22 protein-coding genes are annotated in these 25576 nt (G+C 62.9%); 10 read left to right on the top strand and 12 right to left on the bottom strand.

Annotated elements, in window-relative coordinates; all coding sequences use genetic code 11:
• Window positions 1-11: 11 nt before the first annotated feature.
• The 4 genes from SSPSH_RS02945 to SSPSH_RS02930 all read right to left on the bottom strand — a co-directional run bounded on the left by SSPSH_RS02945 (window position 12) and on the right by SSPSH_RS02930 (window position 5670).
• Window positions 12-1595, bottom strand: coding sequence for a peptide ABC transporter substrate-binding protein (locus SSPSH_RS02945; protein WP_006914104.1), 1584 nt, complete (start codon window positions 1593-1595; stop codon window positions 12-14).
• A gap of 198 nt (window positions 1596-1793) precedes the next feature.
• Window positions 1794-3707: a tRNA uridine-5-carboxymethylaminomethyl(34) synthesis enzyme MnmG gene (gene mnmG / locus SSPSH_RS02940; RefSeq protein ID WP_006914105.1), complete on the bottom strand. Its 1914-nt coding sequence runs from the start codon at window positions 3705-3707 to the stop codon at window positions 1794-1796.
• 153 nt (window positions 3708-3860) lie between these two features.
• A complete protein-coding gene (locus tag SSPSH_RS02935) occupies window positions 3861-5252 on the bottom strand; it encodes a DUF945 family protein (RefSeq protein ID WP_006914106.1) in 1392 nt (463 codons plus the stop codon).
• Window positions 5253-5259: 7 nt separating this feature from the next.
• Window positions 5260-5670, bottom strand: a complete 411-nt coding sequence (locus SSPSH_RS02930; protein WP_006914107.1) for a GFA family protein — start codon at window positions 5668-5670, stop codon at window positions 5260-5262.
• Window positions 5671-5762: 92 nt separating this feature from the next.
• Between SSPSH_RS02930 and SSPSH_RS02925 the strand changes: the two genes are divergently transcribed.
• Window positions 5763-7478 carry an alpha-amylase family glycosyl hydrolase gene (locus SSPSH_RS02925; protein WP_161627793.1) on the top strand — a complete coding sequence of 572 codons (1716 nt, stop codon included), beginning with the start codon at window positions 5763-5765 and terminating at the stop codon, window positions 7476-7478.
• On the opposite strand, the gene SSPSH_RS02920 is transcribed toward SSPSH_RS02925, so the two are convergent.
• The 3 genes from SSPSH_RS02920 to SSPSH_RS02910 all read right to left on the bottom strand — a co-directional run bounded on the left by SSPSH_RS02920 (window position 7475) and on the right by SSPSH_RS02910 (window position 10926).
• Window positions 7475-8761, bottom strand: coding sequence for a GGDEF domain-containing protein (locus tag SSPSH_RS02920; protein WP_006914109.1), 1287 nt, complete (start codon window positions 8759-8761; stop codon window positions 7475-7477). The two genes, SSPSH_RS02925 and SSPSH_RS02920, sit on opposite strands and share 4 nt — an antisense overlap.
• Window positions 8762-8856: 95 nt before the next feature.
• Complete coding sequence (locus SSPSH_RS02915) at window positions 8857-10095, bottom strand: glycosyltransferase family protein (RefSeq protein ID WP_006914110.1); 1239 nt, start codon at window positions 10093-10095, stop codon at window positions 8857-8859.
• Window positions 10096-10110: 15 nt separating this feature from the next.
• Window positions 10111-10926, bottom strand: a complete 816-nt coding sequence (locus SSPSH_RS02910) for an HAD-IIB family hydrolase (RefSeq protein ID WP_006914111.1) — start codon at window positions 10924-10926, stop codon at window positions 10111-10113.
• A 244-nt stretch (window positions 10927-11170) separates the two neighbouring features.
• On the opposite strand from SSPSH_RS02910, the gene SSPSH_RS02905 reads away from it, so the two are divergent.
• The 6 genes from SSPSH_RS02905 (at window position 11171) to SSPSH_RS02885 (ending at window position 16550) form a co-directional block, all read left to right on the top strand.
• Window positions 11171-11851 (top strand): response regulator transcription factor, encoded by a 681-nt coding sequence (locus tag SSPSH_RS02905; protein WP_006914112.1) that lies wholly within the window; start codon window positions 11171-11173, stop codon window positions 11849-11851.
• 11 nt (window positions 11852-11862) lie between these two features.
• Window positions 11863-13125 carry a sensor histidine kinase gene (locus SSPSH_RS02900; protein ID WP_006914113.1) on the top strand — a complete coding sequence of 421 codons (1263 nt, stop codon included), beginning with the start codon at window positions 11863-11865 and terminating at the stop codon, window positions 13123-13125.
• 80 nt (window positions 13126-13205) lie between these two features.
• Window positions 13206-14306: a glycosyltransferase family 9 protein gene (locus tag SSPSH_RS02895; RefSeq protein WP_006914114.1), complete on the top strand. Its 1101-nt coding sequence runs from the start codon at window positions 13206-13208 to the stop codon at window positions 14304-14306.
• 65 nt (window positions 14307-14371) lie between these two features.
• Window positions 14372-15079: a chorismate transformation FkbO/Hyg5 family protein gene (locus SSPSH_RS17700; protein WP_006914115.1), complete on the top strand. Its 708-nt coding sequence runs from the start codon at window positions 14372-14374 to the stop codon at window positions 15077-15079.
• Entirely contained in the window at window positions 15045-15350 is a 306-nt protein-coding gene (locus SSPSH_RS17695; RefSeq protein WP_006914116.1) for a RidA family protein, read from the top strand. Before SSPSH_RS17700 ends, SSPSH_RS17695 begins: the two co-directional genes overlap by 35 nt.
• Before the next feature lie 90 nt (window positions 15351-15440).
• A complete protein-coding gene (locus SSPSH_RS02885; RefSeq protein WP_006914117.1) occupies window positions 15441-16550 on the top strand; it encodes a glycosyltransferase family protein in 1110 nt (369 codons plus the stop codon).
• 61 nt (window positions 16551-16611) lie between these two features.
• Here the strand turns inward: SSPSH_RS02885 and SSPSH_RS02880 are convergent, their stop codons facing one another.
• From SSPSH_RS02880 to SSPSH_RS02870, 3 genes are all read right to left on the bottom strand, one after another.
• Window positions 16612-17139 carry a gamma-glutamylcyclotransferase family protein gene (locus SSPSH_RS02880; protein ID WP_006914118.1) on the bottom strand — a complete coding sequence of 176 codons (528 nt, stop codon included), beginning with the start codon at window positions 17137-17139 and terminating at the stop codon, window positions 16612-16614.
• 154 nt (window positions 17140-17293) lie between these two features.
• Window positions 17294-18010 carry an RNA polymerase sigma factor FliA gene (gene fliA, locus SSPSH_RS02875; protein ID WP_006914119.1) on the bottom strand — a complete coding sequence of 239 codons (717 nt, stop codon included), beginning with the start codon at window positions 18008-18010 and terminating at the stop codon, window positions 17294-17296.
• Between the two features lie 285 nt (window positions 18011-18295).
• Window positions 18296-19633, bottom strand: a complete 1338-nt coding sequence (locus tag SSPSH_RS02870; RefSeq protein ID WP_006914120.1) for a sigma 54-interacting transcriptional regulator — start codon at window positions 19631-19633, stop codon at window positions 18296-18298.
• A 112-nt stretch (window positions 19634-19745) separates the two neighbouring features.
• On the opposite strand from SSPSH_RS02870, the gene SSPSH_RS02865 reads away from it, so the two are divergent.
• Window positions 19746-20912 carry a glycerate kinase gene (locus SSPSH_RS02865; RefSeq protein WP_006914121.1) on the top strand — a complete coding sequence of 389 codons (1167 nt, stop codon included), beginning with the start codon at window positions 19746-19748 and terminating at the stop codon, window positions 20910-20912.
• 72 nt (window positions 20913-20984) lie between these two features.
• Here SSPSH_RS02865 and SSPSH_RS02860 read toward each other — a convergent pair whose 3' ends face one another.
• Together SSPSH_RS02860 and SSPSH_RS02855 are read right to left on the bottom strand one after the other, a co-directional pair.
• Entirely contained in the window at window positions 20985-21752 is a 768-nt protein-coding gene (locus SSPSH_RS02860; RefSeq protein WP_021031339.1) for an MlaA family lipoprotein, read from the bottom strand.
• Window positions 21749-23038 (bottom strand): VacJ family lipoprotein fusion protein, encoded by a 1290-nt coding sequence (locus SSPSH_RS02855; RefSeq protein WP_021031338.1) that lies wholly within the window; start codon window positions 23036-23038, stop codon window positions 21749-21751. Before SSPSH_RS02855 ends, SSPSH_RS02860 begins: the two co-directional genes overlap by 4 nt.
• A 98-nt stretch (window positions 23039-23136) precedes the next feature.
• On the opposite strand from SSPSH_RS02855, the gene SSPSH_RS02850 reads away from it, so the two are divergent.
• Both SSPSH_RS02850 and SSPSH_RS02845 read left to right on the top strand, forming a co-directional pair.
• On the top strand, window positions 23137-24147 hold the full coding sequence (locus tag SSPSH_RS02850) for an NAD(P)/FAD-dependent oxidoreductase (RefSeq protein WP_006914124.1): 1011 nt from the start codon (window positions 23137-23139) through the stop codon (window positions 24145-24147).
• 145 nt (window positions 24148-24292) lie between these two features.
• Window positions 24293-25483, top strand: a complete 1191-nt coding sequence (locus SSPSH_RS02845; protein WP_040607318.1) for an HD-GYP domain-containing protein — start codon at window positions 24293-24295, stop codon at window positions 25481-25483.
• The last annotated feature ends 93 nt before the right edge of the window (window positions 25484-25576 follow it).

The following is a 25576-nucleotide window of genomic DNA, read 5'->3' as shown; positions in this document are numbered from 1 at the left end:
TATCGCGCTGATCACGGTTCGATCGACAGATCCTTGCTGTAATAAGAGTCCAGCGGGTTGCCCTCGAAACCCTTGACGTAGTCCTTGATCAGATACTTGCTGACATAGAAGTAGATCGGAATGATCGGGCTGTCGGCGAGCAATACGGCCTCGGCCTGTTTCATGGTCTTCATGCGCGCCGGGCCGTCCGGCATATGCGCCTGTTTTTCCTGAAGCCTGTCGTATTCGGCGCTGGCATAGCCGGTGCCGTTGAGCCCGAACTTCGAGTTCATCAATTCGAAAAAGGTGTTGGGGTCGTTGTAATCGCCGATCCAGGCCAGGCGATACGCCTCGGTATTGCCTTGGCGGACATTGTCGAGAAACACCTTCCATTCCTGGTTGCGGAGCGTGACCTCGGCACCGAGCACGCTGCGCCACATCGACGAAATCACCGAGGCGATCTTCTTGTTGCCTTCGCCGCTGTTGTAACGGATCTCGACCTTGAGCGGATTGTCTTTCGAGTAGCCGGCTTTTTCGTAGAGTTCGCGTGCCTTGGCTTCGCGCTCGCCATCCGAGAGCTTGACCCACTCGAACTGGGCGCCGGCATAGCCCTCCACCACCGAGGGAATCCAGCCGTGGGCCGGAATTTCATCGCCGCGGGTGATCTTATCGACGATCGTGCGCCGGTCGATCGCCATCGACAACGCCTGCCGCAGCTCCGGCGCGTCCTTGAACGGCGGGCGTTTGACGTTCAGGCCGTAGTAGTAAACGCCCAGCGTCGGCTCGGCGTGCAGCTGGGCCGGAATATATTTCTTGATCGCTTCATACTGCGAAATCGGCACCGACGTCGCCCAGTCCAGCTCACCGGCCTGATAGCGCGACAACGCCGAGTTCTGGTTGGTAATCGGGTAGAACTCGACCCGGCCGATGGACGTATTGGCATCGTCCCAGTATTCGCGATTGCGCTCGACCGCAATCATGGAATTCACGCGCCAGCTCTCGATCTTGTAGGCGCCGTTGGTGACCGCGTTACCGGGCTGACTGAACGAAGCACCGTGTGCTTCAACCGCCGGCCGATAGACCGGGTAACTGATGCTGTGTGCCAGGGTGCCCAGAAAATACGGCGTGGGCTTGGTCAGCGTGATTTCCAGCGTGCGATCGTCCACCGCACGCACGCCCAGCGCCTGGGGTGGTTTGTCGCCGGCAATGATCGCCTTGGCATTGGCGATTGCTGCATGCAGCTGCGCGTAGGGCGAGCCGGTGACCGGATCGACGCTGCGCCGCAGGCTGTAGACATAATCCTGTGCGGTCAGCGGTTCACCGTTCGACCAGTGCAGGTTCTCTCGCAGATTGAAGGTATAGACCAGTTCCTGATCACCAACCTCCCAGGATTCGGCATCGGCGGGCTTGATATCGCCGCCGGGCGAGATCTGGACCAGACCGGAATACAGGTCGCGCAACACATTGGACGCCGGCACGCTACGGGCCTGATGCGGATCGAGGCTTTCCGGCTCGGCGCCGTTGCCTCGACGCAGCACCGTCGTGCCATCTTCACGGATTTCCGGCGTGCTCTTGACCGGGAACTGGTCCGATTGTTCGCTGCTGCAGGCTGCCATGAGCAGCGCAACGAAAAAGACACATCCTAGCGCTCGAAGCTTGTTCAATTTGGCCCCGCGAAACCGCCCACTGATTGATTCGCTAGGTTACACGAATGTTTCGTGCGCAACGCAAGGCAACGCGCGGTTAAAACCAGACGTTGCAGTGCCTATAACAACGCCAGCGGTGCGTGCCACGAGCAACCGGCTCACAGCCGATCAGGCAGTTTTCGCCAGCTTCATGCCCAGCTTTTTCAGATGCACCAGCAGCAACGAAATCGCAGCCGGCGTCATGCCCGGAATACGCGCGGCTTGGCCAATCGTGGCCGGGCGTACATCCTCGAGCTTGCCGCGCAGCTCGTTGGACAGGCCGGATACCGCACCGTAATCCAGATCAGCCGGCAATAGCGTGGCTTCGTGCTGGCGCGTCTTTTCGATCTCCGCACTCTGGCGGGTGATATAGCCGGCATATTTGGCCTGGATCTCGACCTGGTCACCGATCGCTTCGGCGGTTTCGGCGTTCAAGTGCGCCAGATCGGGCGCGCCGACGGTTTCAATGGCAACCACCTGGGCATGATTCACGCCCGGACGCTTCAAAAGATCGGCCGCCGGCGTGGCCTGCTTGAGCGCACTGCCGAGCAGGCGCTCGCCGCGGTCGGCGCCCAGGTCCTCGGGCTTGACGATAATCGCCGATAATCGCGCCTGTTCGCCGGCGACCGCCGCGCGTGCGGCCTCGAAAGCGGCCCAACGCGTGTCATCGACCAGCCCCAGCTCGCGCCCGGCCGGTGTGAGCCGCGTATCGGCATTGTCTTCGCGCAGCAGCAGGCGATGCTCGGCGCGCGAGGTGAACATGCGATACGGCTCGATCGTGCCGCGGGTGATCAGATCATCCACGAGCACGCCCAGATAGGCTTCGTCGCGACGCGGCCACCAGGCGCTTTCACCGGCGACGGCGCGGGCGGCGTTGAGCCCGGCAAGCAGGCCCTGCGCCCCCGCTTCTTCGTAGCCGGTGGTGCCGTTGATCTGGCCGGCGAAATACAGGCCGGCAATCGCTTGGGTTTCCAGCGTGTAGGACAGCGCGCGCGGATCGAAATAGTCGTATTCGATGGCATAGCCGGGGCGCGTGATATGCGCATGCTCGAAACCGGCAATCGAGCGCACCACCTTTTGCTGGGTTTCGAACGACAGGCTCGTGGAAATGCCGTTCGGGTAGACCTCGGCGGACGTCAGGCCTTCCGGCTCGATGAATATCTGGTGCGAGGCCTTGTCGGCAAAGCGCACCACCTTGTCTTCGATCGACGGGCAATAGCGCGGGCCCACCGAGTCGATCTGGCCCGAATACATGGCCGATTCGCCGATGTTATCGGCAATGATCTGATGCGTGGTTTCGTTGGTGTAGGTGATATGACAGCTCACCTGGCGCGGGTGCTCGGCGCGCTCACCCATGAACGAAAACACCGGTGCCGGCTCGTCGCCCGGCTGTTCGGCCAGCTGTGAATAATCAATGCTCTTGGCGTCGATGCGCGGCGGCGTGCCGGTCTTGAGCCGGCCCACCGGCAGATCGAGTGCGCGCAGGCGCTCGGACAACGCGTTCGACGGCGCATCGCCGGCACGCCCACCGCCAAAGCGCTTGTGGCCGATATGAATCGTTCCGCCCAGGAAGGTGCCGACCGTGAGCACCACAGTGGGCGCATGAAAGGCCAGGCCCATGGTCGTCATCACGCCGGCCACGCGATCGCCGTCGACGATCAGATCCGCTACCGATTGCTGGAACAGCGACAGATTGGGGGTGTTCTCGACTATCGAACGTACTGCGGCCTTGTAGAGCGCGCGATCAGCCTGGGCACGGGTGGCGCGCACAGCCGGGCCCTTGCGGGCATTGAGCGTGCGAAACTGGATCCCGCCGCGATCGGCGGCACGGCCCATGACCCCGCCCAGCGCATCGATTTCGCGCACCAGATGGCCCTTGCCGATACCGCCAATGGCTGGATTGCAGGACATCTGGCCAATGGTTTCGATATTGTCGGTCAAAAGCAGCGTACGCGCGCCCATACGGGCAGCAGCGGTCGCGGCCTCAGTGCCAGCATGGCCGCCGCCGACCACGATAACGTCGAAATCGGTCTGCGTGTTCATTGCGCGCTCCCGCGAAATAGTCGCGGTCGAATTGAAAAACACACCATTTTAACGTGTTTTCGCGCGTGATTGATCAGCGCGGCGGCATTGCCGGTTTCGCAATCCATGCCTATCGCTCATGACGCGCGGCGGCGAGCGCAGCGAGGTACGCGCTCAGAGTCGCTCGCGGGCGGCTTCGAACTGGTCGACCATGGCTTTCCAGCCGATCTGATTGCGGCCGTTGAGCGTGAGCCGACCGGCATCGATGGTCAGACGCAATCGGTAGGCGTCGTCCGCGTCGATCCATTCAATCAGGTTCTGCTGAACCAGCTCGTCCAGGGCCCGGTCGATATCGGCCTCTTCGATGGCATAGGGCGAACGCCCGCTGGCGAGCATGACCTGTACGGCCAGGTCGCGTGCGAGCCCGGCCGGCAGGCGAGCCTCGAAGTTCACATCGAGCTGCGAGACCACATCGGCAAGCAGGCGGACCTTGCGCATTTGCTCGGGCGCCTGCAGGCGTAGTGTCAGCGTTACATCGCCTTGTGGCGTGGTCAGCCGCAGGCGCGGTATCTCGATCCGTGGGCCGCCGGCCAGCAGCGCCGGCAAAGTCTGGCTGTAAAGCGTGGCGCGTGCCGCGTCGTCGAGTTCGCCGGTTTCGGCATCGCGCAACAGTCCGATCTGGGCGAAAAGCGCCCGCCAGGCATGGATATCCAGATCGGCGACCTGGGCCTCGAACAGCAGCGGGCCGTATTCGTCGTTGTTAATCACCGCGCGGGCAATACGCCCGTCCAGGCGTGCACTCATGCGATCGGGCGCGCCCGGTAGTGTCCGCCATTGCCAGACCAGCGATTGCAGCAGCGCCGACTGGCCCAGGCCATCCGCAAGACGCAGCGAACTTGCGCGCAATGCACCGCCCTCGGCAGGTTCGCCCAAACGCGCCTCGAGTTCACGCCAGGCCAGTTGCCCACCATCGGCACCGATGATCTCGAACTGCGGCGCGTCGACTTCGAGCGCGAGCGGCCCGCCTGCCAACGGCAGCCGCGCACGCGCGGCAATAGGTGCGGTCTCGATATGCGCCAGCAGGCGATCGCGAGAAATATCGACGGCGCGGCCCGCGAATTGCAGCCGCGAGCGCGCAATGGCATCGAAACCGACACGGGTAATAACGCGCGGCGGCTCGAGCGCCGGCTCGAAAACACGCGTAGGCCACAAAGACGCCAAATCGATTTCGGTCACGCCGACGCCCAGACTCGGCTCGAAGCCGTGACTGCGCTCGACCGGCGCGCCGAACGGCAACGGCCCGTGATGCACGGTGGTATTCAAGCGCGTCCCGGCACAGGGCGGCGCGCTGCAGAGTGGCGGGGCGATTTCGATCCGGAGCGTGGCCTTCGAGCTGAACCAGCCGCGCTCGAAATGCGCGCGCGTGACGCGGATCACACCGGGGCGCTCCAGGCGGGCGACGACGCCGGCGAATTCACGCTCCAGATAGAAGCCCACGAGTGCCGGCGCGGCCGCCGCCAGGCCAATAAGCGTGAGCAGCCCCAGCAACAGCGTCTTGCGAATCATGCCGGATTCACTTACGCGCTTTCGGGCGTGGCCCGGCAAAGCAAGGGGCGTCGTCGCCGGGCGGCCACCATGGCACGGCCTCGGCCGTGAACGCCTGGCTGGCGATATGCGCCGCGGGCGCGTGATCGAGCGTGCCGGCCCGTACGCGCACGGCCTGTGGCATAGCGTCGCGACGGCTGATCAAGGGCGAGCCGCATCGGCCACAAAACAGCCGATGCTTGCCCGGCGAGGATTCATAGTCGCGTATCTGGGCTTCACCGCGTCGCCATTCAAAACAGGCGCGATCGACCGGGATGTTCGTCGCAAACGGCCCGCCCTGGGCTTTCTGGCAGCTCTGGCAATGACAGACCTGGACGTCGGCCAGCGCGCCGGTAATTGCGTAGCGCACGCCACCGCACAGACAGCCGCCTTCGATCATGGTCGCGCCTCGCTTGCGAATCGAACCCGGCACCAATCATAGAACCGGTACCGGCATAATGCATGCTGGCACAAACCTTGTTTTGCAAACGCATGCCTGATGCAAGCTCCCACAAGCCCGCGCCGCGCCAGACCCTGATCGACTGGCTCGACCCGCTTTACGGCGAGGCCGCCGCCACCGATTGCGTGGACCGCGCCGCCAACGCGGCGTTGCGCCACGGCCTGCCGATCGAATCCACCACGCCGATCGATCAGGCGTTTAATGTGATGATCACCTATGGGGATATCGTCCAGCGCCCGGGCGAAGCGCCGCTGGCCACGCTGAAAGCGTTCATGGCCGAAAACCTGGCCGACTCGATTGCATCGATCCATATCCTGCCGTTCTATCCGCATAGCTCGGACGACGGCTTTTCGGTGATGGACTATCGCGCGGTCGATCCGCAGCTGGGCAACTGGAATGACGTGGCGGCACTCGGCGACGACCATCCGCTGATGTTCGATCTCGTGCTCAACCATGCCTCGCGCAAGGGACAGTGGTTTGCGAACTATCTTGGCGATGTCGACCCGGGGCGCGATTATTTCATCGAGGTCGAGCCGGACACCGATCTGCGTGCGGTGGTACGCCCACGCAGCACGCCGCTGCTCGCCGAAGTCGCCACCGCCCGCGGCACACGCCATCTGTGGGCCACGTTTTCCGAAGATCAGATCGACCTGAACTTCGCCAACCCGATGGTGCTATCGGAATTCATCGACATCATCTTCGAATATGTCGCACGCGGCGCACGGCTGTTGCGCCTGGATGCCGTGGCTTTTCTGTGGAAAGACATCGGCGGGCCGTGTATTCATCTGCCGCAGACGCATCGGCTGATCAAGTTTTTGCGTGCGTTGCTCGCGCACTACGCGCCCGGCGTGCAGCTGATCACCGAAACCAACGTGCCGCATGTAGAGAATATTTCGTATCTGGTCGACGGCGACGAGGCCCATGTGGCCTACCAGTTCGCCCTGCCGCCATTGGTCGCCGATGCGCTGCTCACCGGCGATGCCAGCACCCTCAGCCACTGGGCGCGCAGCCTGCCGGCGCTGCCCGACGGCTGCCATTTCCTGAATTTCACCGCCAGCCACGACGGCATCGGTCTGCGCGCGGTGGAATCCATCCTCGAGGCCGAGTCCATCGAGGCGCTGGTCGATACCGTGCGCGAGCGCGGTGGTTTCGTATCCACGCGCGCGGTTGCAGACGGCTCGCACAAGCCCTACGAACTCAATATTTCGTACTACGACCTGCTAGCCGACGCCGCCGAACGCGATACGCCGCTGCATATCGATCGGTTCGTGTGCAGCCAGGCGATCGCAATGGCGCTGGCCGGTATTCCGGCGCTGTATTTTCATAGCCTGACCGCCACCCATAACGATTTGTCTCGAGTGGAAGAAAGCGGGCGTTATCGCACCATCAACCGCCGCAAGTGGGATGCCGGCGAGCTGGAATACCAGCTGGCCAGCCAGACCCATCATGCAACCGTATTCAACCGCCTCAAGCACCTACTGGCCGTGCGTGCCCGCCAGCCCGCGCTGCACCCCGATGCAGCCCAGACGCTGGTGGACCTCGGCCCGCATCTGTTCGCGATCCAACGCCGCGGTAACGGTCAGACGCTATTGGCGCTGCACAACGTCACCGACCGCCCGGTCAAAATCGCAGCCCATGTGTTGCCCGAGGCACGGGTGCCGCGCAACGTAGTGGCATCGACCGAGATCAGCGGATCGAGCCGCTCCATTACGCTCGCGCCTTATGAAGTCGCCTGGATCAGCGACTAGCCATTCGTCGCTGGACGGGCCTCGGGGTGCTTGCGGACCGTGGCCTCGTTGATACTGTCGCGATCGAAATGCCCCACGACCACACGATTTCGGCCTTGGGCCTTGGCGTCGTACAGCAGCTCATCCGCACTGGCGAACACGGCTGATAACGAATCGCGTTCTTGCGGCTGAGCGACATAACAAAGGCCGATACTCACGGTCACTACTGGCGCAACGTTCGAGGTCGCGTGAGGGATCGCTGCCTGCTCGACAGCCGCGCGCAGCGCCTCGGCATGGGCTTCGAGCTTGTGCTCGTCGCTTTCGATCCAGAAGGCTACAAACTCTTCGCCGCCGTAACGTCCGCAGACATCCAGCGGTCTGCGGGCATGGGACTCGATAACCGCCGCCACCCGCCGCAATGCGTCGTCGCCAGCCGGGTGGCCGTAGTGATTGTTGTACGCGCCGAACTGATCGATATCGATCATCAGCAGGCCGTAATCGTTGCGCTCGCGTACGGCATGGGCATGGGCGTTGGCCAGCGCACTTTCCAGCGCATGGCGGTTGAGCAGACCGGTCAACCCGTCATGACGGGCCACGAGCTGCAGTAGTTGCCGGTCCAGCCAACTGCGGCGCAGTACGTATTCGTTGGCATATTGCAGGTAAATCGCAAACAAGGCCAACACACCGGCGGCGGCCAGATGGTAGTAATCGGCCGGGCTCGAATTCACCACCCATACTTCTGTCGCGAGCGTAAGCACAACAAGCGCCACGGCTACCGGCAATATCTGCCACGAACGCACACGCCCGAGCGCGACGACGGCGACCAACCCCACGCCAATGAACTCGATCGGAAAATCCGCGCCGTAGCGGTTGAGCAGAATATGGTTACCCAGCAGCCCAACGCTTACGACCGCGAACTGGGCGGTAATGACGTATTCGGTAATGGGTGAGTGGCTACGGCATGCGCACCATATGAGTGCAGCAATGATCACCGGCCCGAGCAGACCAATGAGCAACCCGCGCGACCACCAGGCGGCCGCTTCCGGCACGCCGAAATAAGCCGTATCGAACAATGGACTGATGAGCAGCACGGTCAGGGCAATCGCCAGCAACGCAATCCGGTTGACCAGCCCGGCCTCGTTGTTATGCGCTCGAAAGTCCTGTTCCAGCTTCGGCTCGAAACGCAGCCATCCAAAGCCGTTTTCCAACTGCTGCCGAATAAGACCGACGGTCTCCGGCGCGGACTGCGACATTTCTATTTCGCGCGCATCTTCGAACGCATTGGTGTCCGGCGGCGTCGCCATGGCGTGCTTCCTCGTACCCTTTATCGCCGGCTTTCATAACACGATTACGCCATTGCTCGCTGAACAGGCGCTGACGCGGGTACGCCCCGGTTCGCTCAACCCTTTCTGGCGGCGGCCTGGGCCTCCTCGTGGTCGCGCTCCACGGCCGCATGAAAATCCGCAAGGAAGTTGGGAAAAGCCGCGCGCACGCGATTCCAGGTGGGGATGAACGGAACTTCCATGGGGTTGGCCACGTATTGCTCGCCCGCCTTGATGATCGCCTCGACGAAGACCTCGACCGTCTTTTCTTCCTTGTGGCGGTCGTAGCCGAGCCCGTTGATCTGCGCGTCGAAATAGAATCGTTCGACACTATCCAGCGCATTGCGCAGATACACCGCCTTGATGGTGCGAATGGTTTCCGGCGTGAGTACGACGCCGTAGGTCGCCAGCTTGCGATAAAGCGCCTTGGCGATGTCGGCGCTCATCTTGGCCAGCCCGGTATCGGCTTCATGATCCGACACGGGCTGATGCTTGTGATCGTAAGCATCGGCAATATCGACCTGGCAGATCGCATTGGGCGTGTAGTTGCGGTGCACCTCGGCGAGGATGCCGATCTCCAGGCCCCAGTCGCTGGGTATCCGGATCGCTTCGGCCACCGACGCACTCATCGCACACTCGCCGGACAGCGGATAACGAAAACTGTCCATATAGCGCAAGTATTCCATTTCGCCGACCACGGTCATCAACGCGCGAACCAGCGGCGTGACGAACAGGCGCGCCACACGACCGTTGATCGCGCCATCGGCGACCCGTGCGTAATAGCCCTTGGCGAACTTGTAGGTAAAGTTCGGGTGCACCATCGGATAGAACAGGCGCGCAAGCAGATCGCGGCTATAGGTCTTGATATCGCAGTCGTGCATGGCCAGCACACGCCCGCGCCCGGAGGCCAGGAAATAGCCCATGCAGTTCCATACGTTGGCGCCCTTGCCCGGCCGCTCGGGTGCCAGACCTTCGGCATCGAGCTGATCGTAGAGTGCTTGCAGGCGCGGCCCATCGTTCCATAGCAGCCGATAGTGCTGGCCGAGACGCTCGAAGAACGCGTGCGCATGCGCAAACTGCGTTTCGTCGGCTGCATCCAGGCCAATGATGATTTCGTCGAGATAATCGACTTTCGCGATTTCCTCGACGATATGCGGCAAGGCATCGCCTTCGAGTTCGGAGTACAGACAAGGCAGGATCAAAGACATCGACCGGCGCTCGCCGAAGGCGCGCAACTCGGCTTCCAGTGCCTCGATCGGCCGCTCGCCTAGCCGATGCAGGGTCGTGATCAGCCCGTTTTGATGAAAATCCGCCATACCGTGTCCTTCGCTCTAGATCTCGTGGTGGGCGATCAACGCCGTGATGGCCTCGGCCCAGCCTGCCGGGCCGATACCGCGGGCATGCCGAATGTGGCCCATGGCCGACCCGTGATAGCTGCCGTCAGGGCGTGCCACCCAATAGCCGATATCGGCCGCTTCGAGCATGTCCACATCGTTGCCGCTATCGCCCAACGCTACAGCAAGAATCGGACCGTGCGCGCGTTCGTAGCGCGCGCGCAACCACGTCAGCGCATCGCCCTTGTCGGCCTGGCCCAGTACGTGCACGAAGCGCCCGCCGACCCGAACGGCCAGACCGGCGGCTTCGACGGCACCACAGAACGTGTCGAGCGCCTCCTCGCTGTCCTGCCAGAGCAACGGCTCCGAGGCCGCGCGGTCGAGTGCCTTGGCGGCCGCCTCGCGATCCAGGCCGGTCGCCTCGATGACGTCATCCACGCCCATATCGCCGAAGCCGGTAAAACGAAAACCGTGCTTTGCGCGCAAGCGCTCGACCAACGCACGCAATATCTCGCGCTCGGCACCCAGGGTGGTCACGTCCAGCGGCGTGTTCGCATCGCAATGTGCGCCCTCGAAATAACCCTGCGGCACGGCCACCGCGCCGCCGTTTTCTGTTGCAAACGGATGGCCGTTGGCCAGCTCGCAACGCAAGGCAGCCACTTCGGCGGCGGTCTTGCTGGTCACGATGCAGACCGGCACCTCGTGCGCGGCCAACACAGCCAGGGCCTCGCCGGCCGCCTGCCAGCTGTAGTCGTGATGATCGAGCAAGGTGGCATCGAGATCGGTAAAGACGACAGCCGAGGAGCGCGCCATTCTCATCGCGCACACCGCAATGACAGGCGCAAACACGAAGCAAGGCAGATCGGATTAATCATGGTGCGGGCGCGTGTTACAAGACAGAATGGCGCCGTGCGCGGGCGCAGCGATCTGGGCTTGAGTGTAATCCAGCGCACGTAAGACCGGGACACCGGCAAATACGGATAAAATGCCCCGAGTGATACGCGTGGCATCCTGCCGCGGGTCTTTCGGCAACGCGGATCGAGCGGGAACTTCGACTATGCGCATACTCGTGATTGAGGACAACGAAGATCTCGCGGCCAATATCATCGATTTTCTGTCCGCCCGCCACCACGTCATGGATAGCGCCAGCGACGGCGTGACCGGGCTGCACCTGGCCGTGGTCAACGATTACGACGCGATCGTGCTCGATCTGATGCTGCCGGGCATCGATGGCTTCGATCTGTGCACACGCCTGCGCGGCGAAGCCGATCGACAGACGCCGGTGCTCATGCTCACTGCGCGTGACACGCTCGACGACAAGCTCGCCGGTTTTGCGTCCGGCGCCGACGATTACCTGATCAAACCGTTCTCGCTGCTCGAGCTCGATGCTCGGCTGACCGCGCTCGGCAGCCGCGGCCCGCGCCAGAGCCAGCACGTACTGCGCGTTGCTGATCTCGTACTCAACCTGGACACCTGGCAGACCACGCGCAACGACCAGCGCGTGACGCTCACGCCCACCGCGCTGCGGCTGCTGGAAGTGCTTATGCGCGCCTCGCCGCGGCTGGTACGTCGCGGCGAACTGGAAACCGCAATCTGGGGCGACCATCCGCCGGACTCAGAAGCCTTGCGCACCCATATTCATGCGCTGCGCGCCGCAATCGACAAACCGTTCGGCACACCGCTTCTGCATACGGTGCCGACCATGGGCTATCGCCTGATCGCGCCCGACGCTGCTTAGGCCACGCTGGCGTGTTTCGTCCACTCGACAGCCTGCAGTTCCGGGTGACCGCTGCGCTGGCCTTGTTCGTGGCCGTCATGGCCACGCTCATCGTGCTCGCACTGTTCGCCATCAACGAACGTCTGGAAAACGACCTGCTCGACGGCATCGTCGCCCACGAACTTGGCGAGCTCGAAGCCGAATATCCGATCGAAGGCGAAGCAGCGCTACCCAATTCGGCCACGATCAAGGCATTCGTGGTCGAACCCGACGCACTGGGCCTGTTGCCCGAGGCACTGCGCCCGTTGCCGCGTCACAGCACGGGTGTGAATCTGAGCTACGGCGGGCGCAGTTATCGCGTCGCCACTACCATCATCAACGGCAAACGCGCCTATCTGACCTACGACATGACCGCGATCGAGGCCCGCGAGGCGGTGTTTCGTATCGCGCTGATCGTGGCCGTAATCATCGTCTTCGCGCTCGCGCTGCCGCTGGGTATCTGGATCGCACGCATCAGCCTCAAACCGATCAATCAGCTCGCCGAGCACGTGGCCCGGCTCGAACCGGGCGCGCCCGGCGAAGCGATGGCCGAACGCTTCGACGGCTATGAAGTCGGCGCGATCGCGCGGGCCTTCGATCGTTTCATGCAGCGCCTGGACGGTTTTGTCGAACGCGAACGCAGTTTCACTGCCGATGCCAGCCATGAATTGCGCACGCCGCTGGCCGTGATTCAGGGCGCACTGGAAGTCCTGCGCCAGGATCCGCGTTTTACCGACAGTGCGCCGCTCATGCGCATCGAGCGCGCCTCGCGGCAAATGGCCGATCTGATCGAGTCACTGCTTTTTCTGGCGCGCGATGAAAGCAGCAATCTCTCTAGCGAGCAGCATTGTCGGGCGGATATCGTGGTCGGCGAACTGCTCGACGCCTACCGGCCGATTCTCGGCAACAGCACCGTGCAAGTGGCAGCGATGGACCATTGCCCGGTGGCCGCGCCACGGATCGCGCTGGTGATCGTTTTCGGCAACCTGCTACGCAACGCAATGCGCCACGGCGGGCCCAATATCCGCGTGACCCTGGCTGATAACGTGCTCAGCGTTGCCGATGACGGCCCCGGCATGGACGCCGAACAAAGACGCCAGGCATTCGAACGCGGCTACCGCTATGGTCGCGGCGCCGGCCTTGGCTTGGGGCTGTATCTCGTGCAGCGCGTCGCACACCGCTACGACTGGCATTTGCGCCTGACCAGTCGGCCGGATGAAGGCACCCGCGTGGAAGTGCGCTTCGCACGACTTTAACGTCTTCTTAATATCGAATTGACGGATTGCGCAACACCCTCACGGCATGATGACCCCATTCTTACCGATGGGAGGGCCAGATGGCCCATCGTAATACAATCAACGCGACCGGCTTCAAAGGCTGGATCAAACGCCTGCGGCGTGGCAATCGACAGCGGTTCAACCGCTTGCTCACACGTGTATTCGGCACCGTCGAACCGCGTCGGCGGCCGTTTGCTTCAGACACGCGTCGTATTCTCGTGGTGCGCCTGAACAAACGCCTCGGCAATATCCTTTTCCTCACGCCGATGCTGCGCAGCCTGGCCGCATCGTTGCCGGCGGCGACCATCGATGTACTTATTCAGGACGCCCGCCAGAAGCCGCTACTGGAAGGCCTGCCGGGGATTGGCCAGGTCTGGGTTCAGGAAAAATCGCTACGTGCGACGTTCGGCCTGCTGCGGCGCCTGCGCTCGATTCGTTACGATCTGGCGATCGATCCGAGCGGCAACTCCACCAGCAACCGGCTTGCCCTGGCGTTGGCGCGCACGCAACAACGCATGGGTTTTGCCGCACGCGATCAGTGGCTGCCCCTCACCCATGCCGCGCCGAGGCCCGACAGCCGTCATCAAGCCCTCCAATCGGTCGAATTACTGCAATCCAGCGTGACCGACTTTGATTGGAAAACCTTCAACACCCTGGCCGTGTTTCCGTGCGCACCGTCTCACAAGCTGGCGCAGCGGCACTGGCAGACGGCGTTTGCCGGTCAGGCGCGTGCGACCACAACGACCGTCGGGTTTTTCACCCGCGCGACCGGACGCAAACAGTTTGATGAGTCGTGGTGGCGTGAGTTCGTCACCCGCTTTAGAAAGCGTCTGCCTGCGGCCCGGCTGATTCAGATTCGCGCGCCCGACCAGCCCGAGCCGATTGCAGCCGACATTGCGAGCGTGACTATCGCCGAACTCGATGTACTCGCGGCTTTACTCGGCCGATTGCATGCATTCGTTGCGGCGGACAGCGGCCCCATGCATCTTGCCGCAGCGGCCGGCGTGCCTGTGGTGGGCCTGTTCAAGGCCACCGCCCCTGCGTCCTACGCGCCACTCGGGCAAGGCTGTATTTCGCTCGAAGGCGCGGCGCTCGATCCATCGGCCGCTGTGGATGCGGTGGCCGAGCGCGCCCGCCAGTCCAGCGCCTTCGTCGCCTGAGTTTTGTTGCGCAATCAATCGCCGGGCTAAACTGCGAGTTCGTCTGACTGCCCTGCGATTTTCTTATGCCCGACGCGCCGATACAGGCTGCCACGGTACGCTGGCGCGCCCATAGCGGGAATGAAGCGCCTTACGACACCGGCCTTATTCATGTTCGGCATGCCGCCGATGCAGATGTTTTTGCCTGCCCGCTAATATCGCTGGGCGGCAACTTCGATCAGGAAAGCTGGGCGATCGCCGGCCCGCTTGCGCATGGCCATGCCGAAGGCTGGGATTATGTCGCCGGCCGCGGTTTCGCCTTTGCCGCACTGCATATCGACGACGGCGAGCGCATCGATCAGCCCGAACAAATCCAGCAGGCAGCGTTCGACACCTATAACCAGCTGTTTCGGCTCCAGCGCCAACTCGGCCTCGGTCAGGTTCAGCGGATATGGCACTGGTTGTCGAACGTCACCGCGGGCGACGACGACGACGAGCGCTACCGCCGCTTCTGCCGGGGCCGGGCCGAAGCACTCGATGCGAACGATACCGGCATGCCGGTGTTGCCGCCGGCTACGCTGGTCAGCAGCCATCAACGCGGGCTGCGCATGCATGCACTGCTCGGCCCAACGCCTGTGGTGCCTATCGAAAACCCGCGGCAAGTTAGCGCCTATGCCTACCCGCGCGACTATGGCGTGCGCCCCCCCGCCGGCGTTCGCGCGCGGCGGTCGGGTGCAACTGGGCGGCACGCCTTATTTGTTGATTTCCGGCACCGCCAGCATCGTCGGCCATGAAAGTCGTCACGTCGGCGACGTTGGCGCGCAGGCACTGGAGGCGTTAGACAACGTGCGTGCAGTCATTCGCAACGCCGACTGCTGGCGCGATGCACAGGGGCTCGGCGCGCTGGAATGCCTGAAAGCCTATATCCGCGATCCCGAGCAAGCGCCGATCGTCGCCGAGATAGCGGCAACCCAGGCGCCCGGCGTACCGCTCGCGTTGCTGCATGCGCCGCTGTGTCGTGCCGAGCTGCTGGTCGAGTTCGAAGCCCAGATGCGGCTGGAATGACGATAATGGCCCGCGTTATCACAGCGCGGCGTCATAATCCCGTCATTCGCCCACCCGATACTGACGCCGTCATATGAATCGGGTCTTGTCATGCGAATCGCTTATGCGGTGATGGGTTACGGCCGCGGCCATGCCATGCGCACGGCCGCTGTGCTGCCAGCGCTCGAACATAGCCATCAAGTGCGCGTATTCGCCGGACGCGATGCCCACGAAATGCTGCGCGCCGACCATGACAGCGTCGAAATCCCGGTCATCGGCTATCAGTACGGCCCGCGCGGGCGAATCTGTGCCCGGCGCACGCTGCGCCACAACGCGCCGAAAGTCGCGGATCTACTGGTCGCCGGCCCGCAAACTCGGGCGGTCTGGCAACAGATGGCCGATTTCGAGCCGGATATCGTGATATCCGACTCAGAAACCTATAGCCATCGTTTTGCCCGTCATCACGGTATTGCACGAATCGGTTTCGATCATGTCGGCATCATGGCTTATTGTCATTGCGACTTCGCGTCAGGCGATGCGCTGGCAGGACGGCGCGACGGACTCGGCTATCGCGCCTTCATGGGCGACCCGGACCGGGTGATCGTATCCAGCTTCTACCCGGCCACGCCGCGCCACGAACGCGTACGCATGGTCGGCGCGATCCTGCGCGAACCGGTACGTCAGGCCGCCCCGATCCGCGGCGATACGGTGTTGGTGTACCTGAACAAGGGCGCCCATCAATACAACACGTCCATGGACGCCGCGCTACGCGCCTGCGGGGCACCGGTCATCGTCTATGGCACGGCCGAACGCGGCCGGCGCGCCAATCTGCATTTCAAAGCCCCCTCGCAGAGCGAATTCATTACCGATCTGGCGGCAGCACGGGCCGTGGTGTCCACGGCCGGCAATCAACTGCTATCGGAGGCGATTCATCTAGGCAAACCGGTGCTGGCATTGCCCGAAGACGCTGTCGAACAACGGCTGAATGCCGAAGCCGTGCGCCGGATGGGCGTGGGCACGCGCGCGTCGCTCCATCGTCTTACGTCCCGCGCGCTACGCGCCTTCCTGGAACGCGCCGACAATTACGCCGCTGCCACGCAGGCGCACCAGCGCGACGGCGTACGCGAGGCCATTGATCTGCTACGCGGCGATATCGCCACACTCAGCCGCGGCGCACGCAGCGCCCCGGGCCCACTCGCCTGGCTGACCGGCGCCTACTGAGCACGCGGGCAATCGCGTATTGGCTTTGCGCGCGGCAGTGCAGACCGTCAATTCGTCCGCGCTAATTCCTTACCGGGTCACGTATGACGTTCGTCGCCTGGTGCTGCAGGATTCGGCGATTGTGCTGCGCGCGCTGTTCGTCAGGATCGCGCCACGTCGTCACGCCTTCCAGGCGCGCGACGTAGTCTGGCGGCAACCCATGCTCGCGTGCGCCATGGGTGACGAAGTCGCGATACCAATCGAAAGGCACGAGCGCGTCGTCCAGATATTCAGGCCGGCCCCGATAAGTGGCGGCACGCACCACACCATCCGGCGTACCCACATCGAGCTCGAGAAAGACATACGGCGGGCCTTCGGCCGCATGCAATCGATCAAGACGCTCGGCGTCCAACTCGTACAGCGCACCGTGCACGATATCGCTGTCGTTGCCGGTATGCAGCACATTGCACTTGCCCGATTCGTCGCTGCCGCTCAAATGAAAATGCAGTTGATGGCCGACGAGCCAGGCCCGGCCAGCCGGGCGCACACTGGGTACACGCTCGGCCAATCGGGCGATCAGCATGTTCGAGCCGTAGGCGAAATAGAACATCGAAACAGTGGGCTTTGAACGCAGGCGTCCAGCTTACATGCCGCCCTGTGGCTATCGAAACATCGCGCTTTGATCTGCATCCGCACGCAGACGCTCACCCAAAAAAAGACCGCCCGAAGGCGGTCAGTAACGAGGTTTTCGGGTTGCGAAGCGTTCAGGCCGCTTCGCCAAGCAATTTACGAATCTGGCGGATCGCCCGCCCATGCAGCTGACATACCCGCGACTCGGACACGCCCAGGTGTTCCGCAATCTGACGCAGGTTATGGCCGCTTTCATAGTAGAGATGCATGAGCAGCTGTTCGCGCTCGGGCAGCTTGGTTGCCGCCCGTTGCACCGCTTCGCACATATCCTGGTACTCGACCGCGGCTTCGGGCGCGAACTCGACGCCGGCCGAGACTTCCAACGACGGCTGATCCGAAAGCGTGGAGTCGAGACTGGCCACATGTGCCAACGCAACGTCGTCACACAAGCGTCGATACTCGTTGAGCGGCATGCCCATTTCTGCGGCCACTTCGGTGCTGGGTACAGCCCGCCCACAGCGACGTTCCACGTCGGAGCGTGCCTGTTTGACCGCTCGTGCAGCCCGATGCAGCGAACGCGGCGCCCAGTCGCCGCGGCGAATCTCATCGAGCATCGCTCCGCGGATACGAATACCGGCGAACGTTGCGAAACTGGCGTCCTCGCCGGACTCGTAACGCTCCCAGGCTTCAAGCAGGCCTATGGTTCCAGCCTGGATCAAATCCTCGATCTGGACACAGTCCGGCAGGCGCTGATGCAACCGCCAAGCGATACGTTTGACCAGCTCCAGGTTCTCATCGACGACCAGACCGATCTCCTGGACCGGGTTCCGAGTGTGTAGTGCCGCGTGCATGCTGTCCCCTCATGTCAGCGCACCGCCAAAGGCGATACGACGTGCCGGTGGCGCGCCGAGCCCAAAGAGCCAACTGCAGCGCGTCTGAATCAATCCAACGGCTTCCCTCTTGCAATCGTCGTGCCCGTTTGAAGTAGCATTTATATTCAGCAACTTACAGTATAGAGTGACAAAAATAGGCCACTCGCCCGCAAAGGTCGGCGCCTAAACGACAATATTATGACGCTAGGCGTCACTTATTGACGATGAAAGACAGCGATGCGTCAGCTTAACGTCGCGGGGCCGTCAATCCGTACGGATCGCGTAGCGACGCAGCTTTTCCGTCAATGTCGTCCGGCGCAGCCCCAGCGCCCGCGCAGCGTGGGCCACCACGTGATCATGACGTGCAAGTGCCTGCTCAATCAGCTGTTTTTCCAGACGTTCGGACAGCTCACGCAGATCCACCCCATCTTCCGGCAGCCTCATGGTGGCAATCCGGTCCGCCGGCTGGCTCTCATCGATCACGGGCTCAGGTACCGACATAAGCGTGGGTGGCCTGGTGCCGGGCCGCAGATAGGGTTCGAGCGTCTTCCTATCCACCGTGGTCTGCGGGTAAAGAATGGCCAACCGCTCGATGAGATTGGACAATTCCTGCACGTTGCCCGGCCACGCATATCGTTTGAGCTCGATGATCGCCTGGGCATCAAAACGCGGCATCGCACCAGGCAGGCCGGCACCCAGCCCATCGATAAGCGCTTCGATATCGTCACGGCGTTCACGCAGGGGCGGCAAATGGATCGGAAACACCGCCAGCTCGTAATAAAGATCCGGACGCAGCTGGCCGGTATCGAGCATCTCGTTGAGCGATCGGCGCGTGGTTGCGATCACGCGTGCATTCAACGGCCGGCCGCTTGCTTCGCCGGGACGCTCGTAGCTGCCCGTCTTGAGCAGCTGCAGCACGCGTGCCTGAAATACCGGCGAAAGATCCGTGATCTCATCCAGTACCAATGTGCCCCCGGCCGCGGCCTGCAAATAGCCGCCGTCGCTGGCCGATACCCCGAATAGCGCCGCATCCACCCCGGCATCGCCTATCGCGGCACACTGAACCGTGACCAATGATCCGCGGCGCGTCGAACAGCGATGAATTTCACGGGCTGCCACGGCCTTGCCCACACCCACTTCGCCGGTCAACAAAACCGGCGTCGCCTTCTGGGCAACCCGCTCGATCAGCCACCGCACCTGTCTTATCGCCGGCGTATCCCCGGTCAGCGCCTTGCCAACGGATCGCTCGCTCAACACACCCTGTATGGTGGTGAACAGTTCAATCGGCGACGTATCCGTATGCAGCACCGCACGAAAATCGTCGCGTCGAAAAACCGGCCCATCGCTGACGATGACACAGGGCAGCTGTCGCGCCAGCAGCTGTGCCGACTCGCGTATGCGCTCACCGATATCCAGGTCGAGCACAACCGCCATGCGGTAGCGCGCCTTGAGCCGCGCACCACCGATAGCCAGATCGGCCGGACGACTGAACACGAACGCCACGCCCTGATCGAAAAGATAGTCCAGCACCGGCGCGGCAATATCGCGGCTGGAAGCCACGATCAGCACCGACGCGTTATGATCGACGAATGCCAGCGCCATTACGCGTTTTCCCGTTGCCATACATCGACATCATTCGAAACCAATTTTTGCGCATGATTCAAAAGCCCGGCTGCAATCCGCGCCATTCGATCCCCGGCGGCACCGTCCGCCCATGAGTACCCAAGCGCCGCATATCGTGCTCGCACCCGACAGCTACAAGGGCAGCGCGAGCGCGCTCGAGATTGCGCATGCATTGGCGGAAGGTCTGCAAACGGCCTGGCCCCATGCACGCCTGACGCTCGCCCCGATGGCCGACGGCGGTGAAGGCACGCTCGACTGTCTTGCCGCCGGACGTGACGTGGCCTGGCAAAGCACATCAATCCTGGCCATCCACGGTGAACGTATCGACGCCCCCTGGTTCTGTGACCAGGCCGGCACCGCGGTAATCGAATCCGCACAGGTACTCGGCCTGCCGCTGATCGAAGCACAGCCAAACGCGCCACGCCTGCAGGCACGTGGCAGCCACGCGCTGGGCGAACTCATTGCGGCTGCTCTGGATACCGGTATTCACGATCTCGTTATCGGCCTCGGTGGCAGCGCCTGTAACGATGCCGGCCTCGGCCTGCTCAGCGCACTTGGCGCGCATGCCACTGCGGTCGACGGTACGCAGGTGGCACCGACGATGGATGGCCTGCTCGCGCTCGACCGTATCGACCTCACCGGTCTGGACGCGCGGCTACAGAAAACGCGTATTCGCGTGCTCTGCGATGTCGACAACCCATTGCTTGGCGAGCGTGGTGCCAGCCGCGTTTACGGCCCGCAAAAAGGCTTGAGCGACGCCGATATCGAAGCCGTGGAAGCGGCCTTCATACGCCTTGCCGACAGTGCGGCACCGCCCGGGCTTGCGACCGCGACCGGCAGTGGCGCTGCCGGCGGTCTCGGCTTCGCACTGGCGTTGATCGGCGGTGAATTGTGTTCCGGGGCGAATACCCTGCTCGACATGACCGGACTCCGCGAAACCCTGGCCGACGCGGACCTGGTAATCACCGGCGAGGGCCGTTCGGACACACAAACGCTATCGGGCAAGCTGCCGCTGGCGATCGCCGACGCAGCGAAACCCACACCGACGGTGCTGCTGTCGGGAGCGATCGCCGACGAGGCACGCACCGAGCTGGGACAACACTTTGCCGGCTGCTATACGCTCGTCGAGCGCGCCGGCTCGGTCGCCGAGGCCGTGGCCGACCCGCTCCGCTGGGCGCGAGTCGCGGCAGCCGATATCGGCGCAGACCTGGGGTCGCTAATCACCCCGGCGGACGCGCCCGAGCCGGCACAGGAATAGCGACATCACCGCATAACACGCACGCGTCGAACAAGGTATGCCGGGCCGCCGAACACGGCGGCCCGTGACGCGCTATTCCTCGATCAGCAGGGCGCGATAGTTCATATAGACCAGCCGTACGAGCGTGTATTCGAAAGGCGAACCGGTCTGGTAATAGCGAAAACTCACGCTATCGCGCGTATTGATGGCGTACAGGCCCCAATACGGCACACGCGCCCACGGATGCTCATCCAACTGGAGCGGGTCGAGCGCAAAGATCAGTCCTTGATCGCCGGCCAGACCGATACTGTCGCGCAACGAGGACGGCCCGAAAAACGGCAGCACCAGGTACGGGCCCGCACCGACGCCGTAGTGGCCAAGCGTCTGACCGAAATCTTCGTTGCGCTGTTCCAGGCCGATCGCCGTTGCCGGGTCGAACAACCCGGCCAGACCCACCGTGGTGTTGAGTGCGAAACGCGAAAGCGTGACCGCCGAACTGGTGGGCTTGGCCTGCAACACGCTATTGGCGAAGGTATTGATCTCGCCCAGATTGGAGAAGAAGTTCTGTACGCCCGTACGCGCAAACCCCGGCGTGACGGTGCGATAGACCTGCACCACCGGCATCAGCACATAGCGATCGGCCAACGCATTGAAGCGATAGACACGACGATTGAAACCTTCCCATGGATCATGAATCGCCAGCGCATTGGCTGTGGTCTGGGCGACCGGCACATCGTCTGGCGTATCGTCGCTCACGGTTTGCGGCACGGGCGTGCTCGCGCAGCCGCCAAGCCACAGGCATACGAAAAGAATGAAGGCACACTGCGGGCGTGCGTACATGCGTGTGACTCGATTGTTCATGGCGCGGGCCGAGAGAAGAATTGCTGCAAGGCGGCGACGGTATTCGCCGAGGCGAGATTGCCCATATGCCCGCCGTGCGGGCGAATTCGCGCGCGCTCACCGAAAGTCGTGCGTAAGAAGGTGATTTCGTCCGTGCTCAGAATCGGATCGTCTTCGCTGGTGAACACGCCGATATCCTGATTGGCCGCGAGATAGCTGCCGATCTGGCGTAGATCCGCCTCGGCAATCAGCTGCTCGCGCGATACATGACGACCATCGCGATTCCAGTAAGGCGCAAGCAAGCGCTCGAAATAGTTATCGAACGACATCTCGAAAGAACGGTGGATATACGGATCAAGCGAGTCGTAGGGTCCGAGTTCGACGTTCTCCGGCACGATCACATCGGAATGGGTGATCACATCGGCGCCAAACGCCATGTTGGCCAGGGATAGCCTGAAAGCCAGCCCGACGATGGCCGCGATATCGCCGCGTTGCGGCGACTTTGTCTGGTAGGCGCGGTAGAGGAAATCCTCGTTGAAACGCAACGGATCGCCCGAGGAATAGAGCTGCTTGAGCCCGCCCAGCCCGCGTGCCACGAATGCCGGAATGCCATCGATCCCGCCTTCGAGATTCTCAGCGAGCAGCTGATCCATGCGCTGTACCGACGCCCATACATCCACGGCCGGGTTCAACAGCAGAACCCGCGAGAAGTTGAACACGCCGGCGTCGACGTCATGACGCGCGATAAATGCGGCCTCGGTCGCACCCAGGCTCCAGCCGGTCAACGCGTAACCGGTAACGTTGGTTTCGGAGTCGAGATCGTCACGCACGACCTGCATGAGCTTGTACAGATCGCGCACATCGGTGGTCATGCGCCCTGGCACCGGGTATTTGGCGGCGCCGAGCATGAAGATCACGCTCGTCGGCGATGGTAGGCAGACCACGCTGTAGCCGGCCGCATACAACGCGCTGGAGAGCATGATGCACTTGCTCGACAACGCGCTCGCGCCGGTACCGGCAATCACGAACGCCAGCGGCGCCGGGCCGTCCTGGGTTACGCGCAGATACTGCAGCGGGCGGGCGTAGCGCAGCGTGTCCGGCGTTTCCCGCTCGACCAGCGGCTTGAGGCTGCGCACTTCAAAATCAAGATTCTGGGGCAGCTCCGCCTTGTACTTGGCAGGCGTACCCACCACGGTCGCAGCCAGGCCGTCGTCGATAGGATAAGGCCCGGTATCGGGCTGGGCGACAGCGACGAACGCCACCAGCGGCATACCGAGCGCAAGACACGCACGCAAGAAACTAAGCATGGACAAGACCCGCGCTTCGTAGGCAACGATCACAAAGCGCAGATCATACCGATTTCGTGCCGTTTGCGCGCTATCTATCCGCCAAAGACAATAGAGCCATGGCTAAAGTGCTCATTATTGGCGCCGGCGTCGCCGGTGCAAGCGCAGCGTTGGCGCTCGACGAGGCCGGCTGGGACGTGGTCGTGGTCGACAAGGCCCGCCGGCCGGGCGGGCGTTGCGCTACGCGCCGGCTTTCCGTCGACCCGGCCAGCCCTTGGTTCGATTACGGCGCCCAGTATTTCACCGCCCGCGACCCGGCATTTCGCGTGCGCGTCGAACGGGATCTCGCCAGCCGGGTGCTCGCGCGCTGGTCGCCGGCCGTATGCATGGCCGAGCAGGGCCGCAACGGCTGGCAACTCACCGCCTCTCCCGACGATCGGGAACGCCTTATCGGGCCGGACGGACTCAATCACTGGGTACGGTATCTGTTCGAACAAGCCGATATCGACGTGCGTTGCGGCCAGGGCGTACGCCGCCTGCAACGAACAACCCAAGGCTGGCGCGCCGATCTCGGCGAACACGGTTATTTCAATGCCGATGCGGTCGTGCTGACTGCACCGGCTGTACAGGCGGCGACGCTGCTTGGCGACTACGCCGGCGCGTTGCCGGCGCTCGCCAATGCTGATGACGCGCTTTCGCCGTGTCATTCGCTGGTCGTCGCAGCGCCGGCCCTGGCCGAATGCCAGGCCATCTTCGTCAAGGACGGCCCGTTATCCTGGTGCGCCGATAACAGCCACAAGGCCGGCCAAACACGCACCAACGCGCGCCTGTGGACCCTTCATGCCGGACCGGAGTTCAGCGCCGCGCGCCTTGAAGACACGCCGGAATCGATCGCGGCGACGCTCACACGCGAATTCGCCGATATCACCGGCCTGCAGGCACGTCAGATGCGTCTGGTACGTACCCATCGCTGGCGCTATGCGCGCCCTGGTCCGGCCGCTACGGCGCTCGACATGCGTTGCCAGGCTGCGCTGAACGACCGCCTCGTACTCGCGGGCGACTGGCTGGCGGGCGGACGTGTCGAGGGCGCCTGGCTGTCCGGCGCCGCAGCGGCCGCGCAGCTCGGCTAGCAGCCGTCAGCGGCTTGCCCATCCACAAACACGGCGGCATACAGATCCGGGCCATACAAATGCGCTCAAGTTATACGCAGCGCGCGCGATAACGTGTTTTGGACATGTATGCTTTTGTAGTTGCGCGCACCGCAGCCTTTTGATGATGGCCCTACACCGAAAAAAAATAGATACCCGCGACCTGCGCATCGGCATGTACGTCGAGGCGCTCGATCGCCCTTGGCTGGAAACGCCGTATCTGCTTGAAGGCGTAGAAGTAAACACCGACGAGGACATCGACGAACTGCGCGCACTGTGTGCGTATGTCTATATTCGCAGCGACGAACCCGAGACGGCGGAGGATAAGACACCCGCCGGCTACGGCGAAGGCGTGATCCCCCCGCTGGGGGAACGCACACCGCGCTCGTTCCGCCAAGAGCTGTCGGCAGCCCGCCAGATCCACAGCAACGCGCGCGGTCTGATCCGCACCATCCACGAGGAAATCGCCGAAAACCGGCGCCCCGACACCGCGGCCGTCACGGAGGTAGTGGAACAGATGATGGATAGCGTTGCCCGCCATCCGGACGCGCTGGTGTGGTTCAGCAACCTCAAAAGCCGGGACGAATACACCGCCATCCACAGCCTGAACGTATGCATGCAGGCGGTGTCGCTGGCGACGTTCGTCGGCAACGACGAGCGCGCAATCAAGGAAATGGGCATCGGCGCGCTGTTGCACGATGTCGGCAAAATCAAGGTCCCGCTGGCCATCCTCAACAAACCCGGCAAGCTGACCGAGGCCGAATACGACGAAATCAAGAAACATCCGCAGTACGGTGTCGAGATCCTGCAGAAGGCTTCCGGGCTTACCCCGGCCAGCCTGGATATCGTGCGCGACCACCACGAGCGACTCAACGGGCGCGGCTATCCGGCCGGACTGCGCGGATCTGAAATTTCCTACTACACCCAGATCGTGGCGATCGCCGATGTCTACGATGCGATGACCAGCGACCGCATCTACCAAAAGGGCCGCACGCCTGCCGAAGCACTCAAGCTGATGTCGAGCTTCGAAGGCGATTTCAACGACGAGCTGCTGCGCCAGTTCACCGATTATCACGGCGAGTACCCGGTCGGCACGTTGGTCGAACTCAATACCGGCGAAGTCGGCTTCGTGATTCCGACCCCGGAACGCCAGGAAAAGCCGACGGTGCTGTTGGTGCTCGACTACAAGAAGCGCCGCTATTTCCCGCAGCGCGTGCGTGATCTCATGCGTTTTCCCAAATTCTTCGTCAATCGCATGCTCGCGCCCGGGACCCACGGCGTCGACGTCGAGGATTACGCCGAAACCTGGGAAACCTAGACCCGCTTCGCCGATACGCATTGGGGCGGCACGATACTGCGGGTGCCAAGCCGACTAGCCGAAGACTTGCGTCCCACGCGCCCGTGCTTTACC

It is taken from the genome of Salinisphaera shabanensis E1L3A (assembly GCF_000215955.2).
Classification (GTDB): Bacteria; Pseudomonadota; Gammaproteobacteria; order Nevskiales; family Salinisphaeraceae; genus Salinisphaera; species Salinisphaera shabanensis.
This window is presented reverse-complemented; position numbering and strand designations above follow the sequence as displayed.

What these genes read in the sequence shown, in the direction of transcription:
- SSPSH_RS02920 (WP_006914109.1), bottom strand. Translation starts at nt 8,761, where the DNA reads ATGGCGACGCCGCCGGACACCAATGCGTTCGAAGATGCGCGCGAAATA.
- SSPSH_RS02910 (WP_006914111.1), bottom strand. Translation starts at nt 10,926, where the DNA reads ATGGCGCGCTCCTCGGCTGTCGTCTTTACCGATCTCGATGCCACCTTG.
- SSPSH_RS02935 (WP_006914106.1), bottom strand. Translation starts at nt 5,252, where the DNA reads ATGATTCGCAAGACGCTGTTGCTGGGGCTGCTCACGCTTATTGGCCTG.
- mnmG (WP_006914105.1), bottom strand. Translation starts at nt 3,707, where the DNA reads ATGAACACGCAGACCGATTTCGACGTTATCGTGGTCGGCGGCGGCCAT.
- SSPSH_RS02850 (WP_006914124.1), top strand. Translation starts at nt 23,137, where the DNA reads ATGGCTAAAGTGCTCATTATTGGCGCCGGCGTCGCCGGTGCAAGCGCA.
- SSPSH_RS02865 (WP_006914121.1), top strand. Translation starts at nt 19,746, where the DNA reads ATGAGTACCCAAGCGCCGCATATCGTGCTCGCACCCGACAGCTACAAG.
- SSPSH_RS02945 (WP_006914104.1), bottom strand. Translation starts at nt 1,595, where the DNA reads ATGGCAGCCTGCAGCAGCGAACAATCGGACCAGTTCCCGGTCAAGAGC.
- SSPSH_RS02895 (WP_006914114.1), top strand. Translation starts at nt 13,206, where the DNA reads ATGGCCCATCGTAATACAATCAACGCGACCGGCTTCAAAGGCTGGATC.
- SSPSH_RS02905 (WP_006914112.1), top strand. Translation starts at nt 11,171, where the DNA reads ATGCGCATACTCGTGATTGAGGACAACGAAGATCTCGCGGCCAATATC.
- SSPSH_RS02925 (WP_161627793.1), top strand. Translation starts at nt 5,763, where the DNA reads ATGCCTGATGCAAGCTCCCACAAGCCCGCGCCGCGCCAGACCCTGATC.
- SSPSH_RS02845 (WP_040607318.1), top strand. Translation starts at nt 24,293, where the DNA reads ATGGCCCTACACCGAAAAAAAATAGATACCCGCGACCTGCGCATCGGC.
- SSPSH_RS02860 (WP_021031339.1), bottom strand. Translation starts at nt 21,752, where the DNA reads ATGAACAATCGAGTCACACGCATGTACGCACGCCCGCAGTGTGCCTTC.
- SSPSH_RS02880 (WP_006914118.1), bottom strand. Translation starts at nt 17,139, where the DNA reads ATGTTCTATTTCGCCTACGGCTCGAACATGCTGATCGCCCGATTGGCC.
- SSPSH_RS02930 (WP_006914107.1), bottom strand. Translation starts at nt 5,670, where the DNA reads ATGATCGAAGGCGGCTGTCTGTGCGGTGGCGTGCGCTACGCAATTACC.
- SSPSH_RS02915 (WP_006914110.1), bottom strand. Translation starts at nt 10,095, where the DNA reads ATGGCGGATTTTCATCAAAACGGGCTGATCACGACCCTGCATCGGCTA.
- SSPSH_RS17700 (WP_006914115.1), top strand. Translation starts at nt 14,372, where the DNA reads ATGCCCGACGCGCCGATACAGGCTGCCACGGTACGCTGGCGCGCCCAT.
- SSPSH_RS02870 (WP_006914120.1), bottom strand. Translation starts at nt 19,633, where the DNA reads ATGGCGCTGGCATTCGTCGATCATAACGCGTCGGTGCTGATCGTGGCT.
- fliA (WP_006914119.1), bottom strand. Translation starts at nt 18,010, where the DNA reads ATGCACGCGGCACTACACACTCGGAACCCGGTCCAGGAGATCGGTCTG.
- SSPSH_RS02855 (WP_021031338.1), bottom strand. Translation starts at nt 23,038, where the DNA reads ATGCTTAGTTTCTTGCGTGCGTGTCTTGCGCTCGGTATGCCGCTGGTG.
- SSPSH_RS02885 (WP_006914117.1), top strand. Translation starts at nt 15,441, where the DNA reads ATGCGAATCGCTTATGCGGTGATGGGTTACGGCCGCGGCCATGCCATG.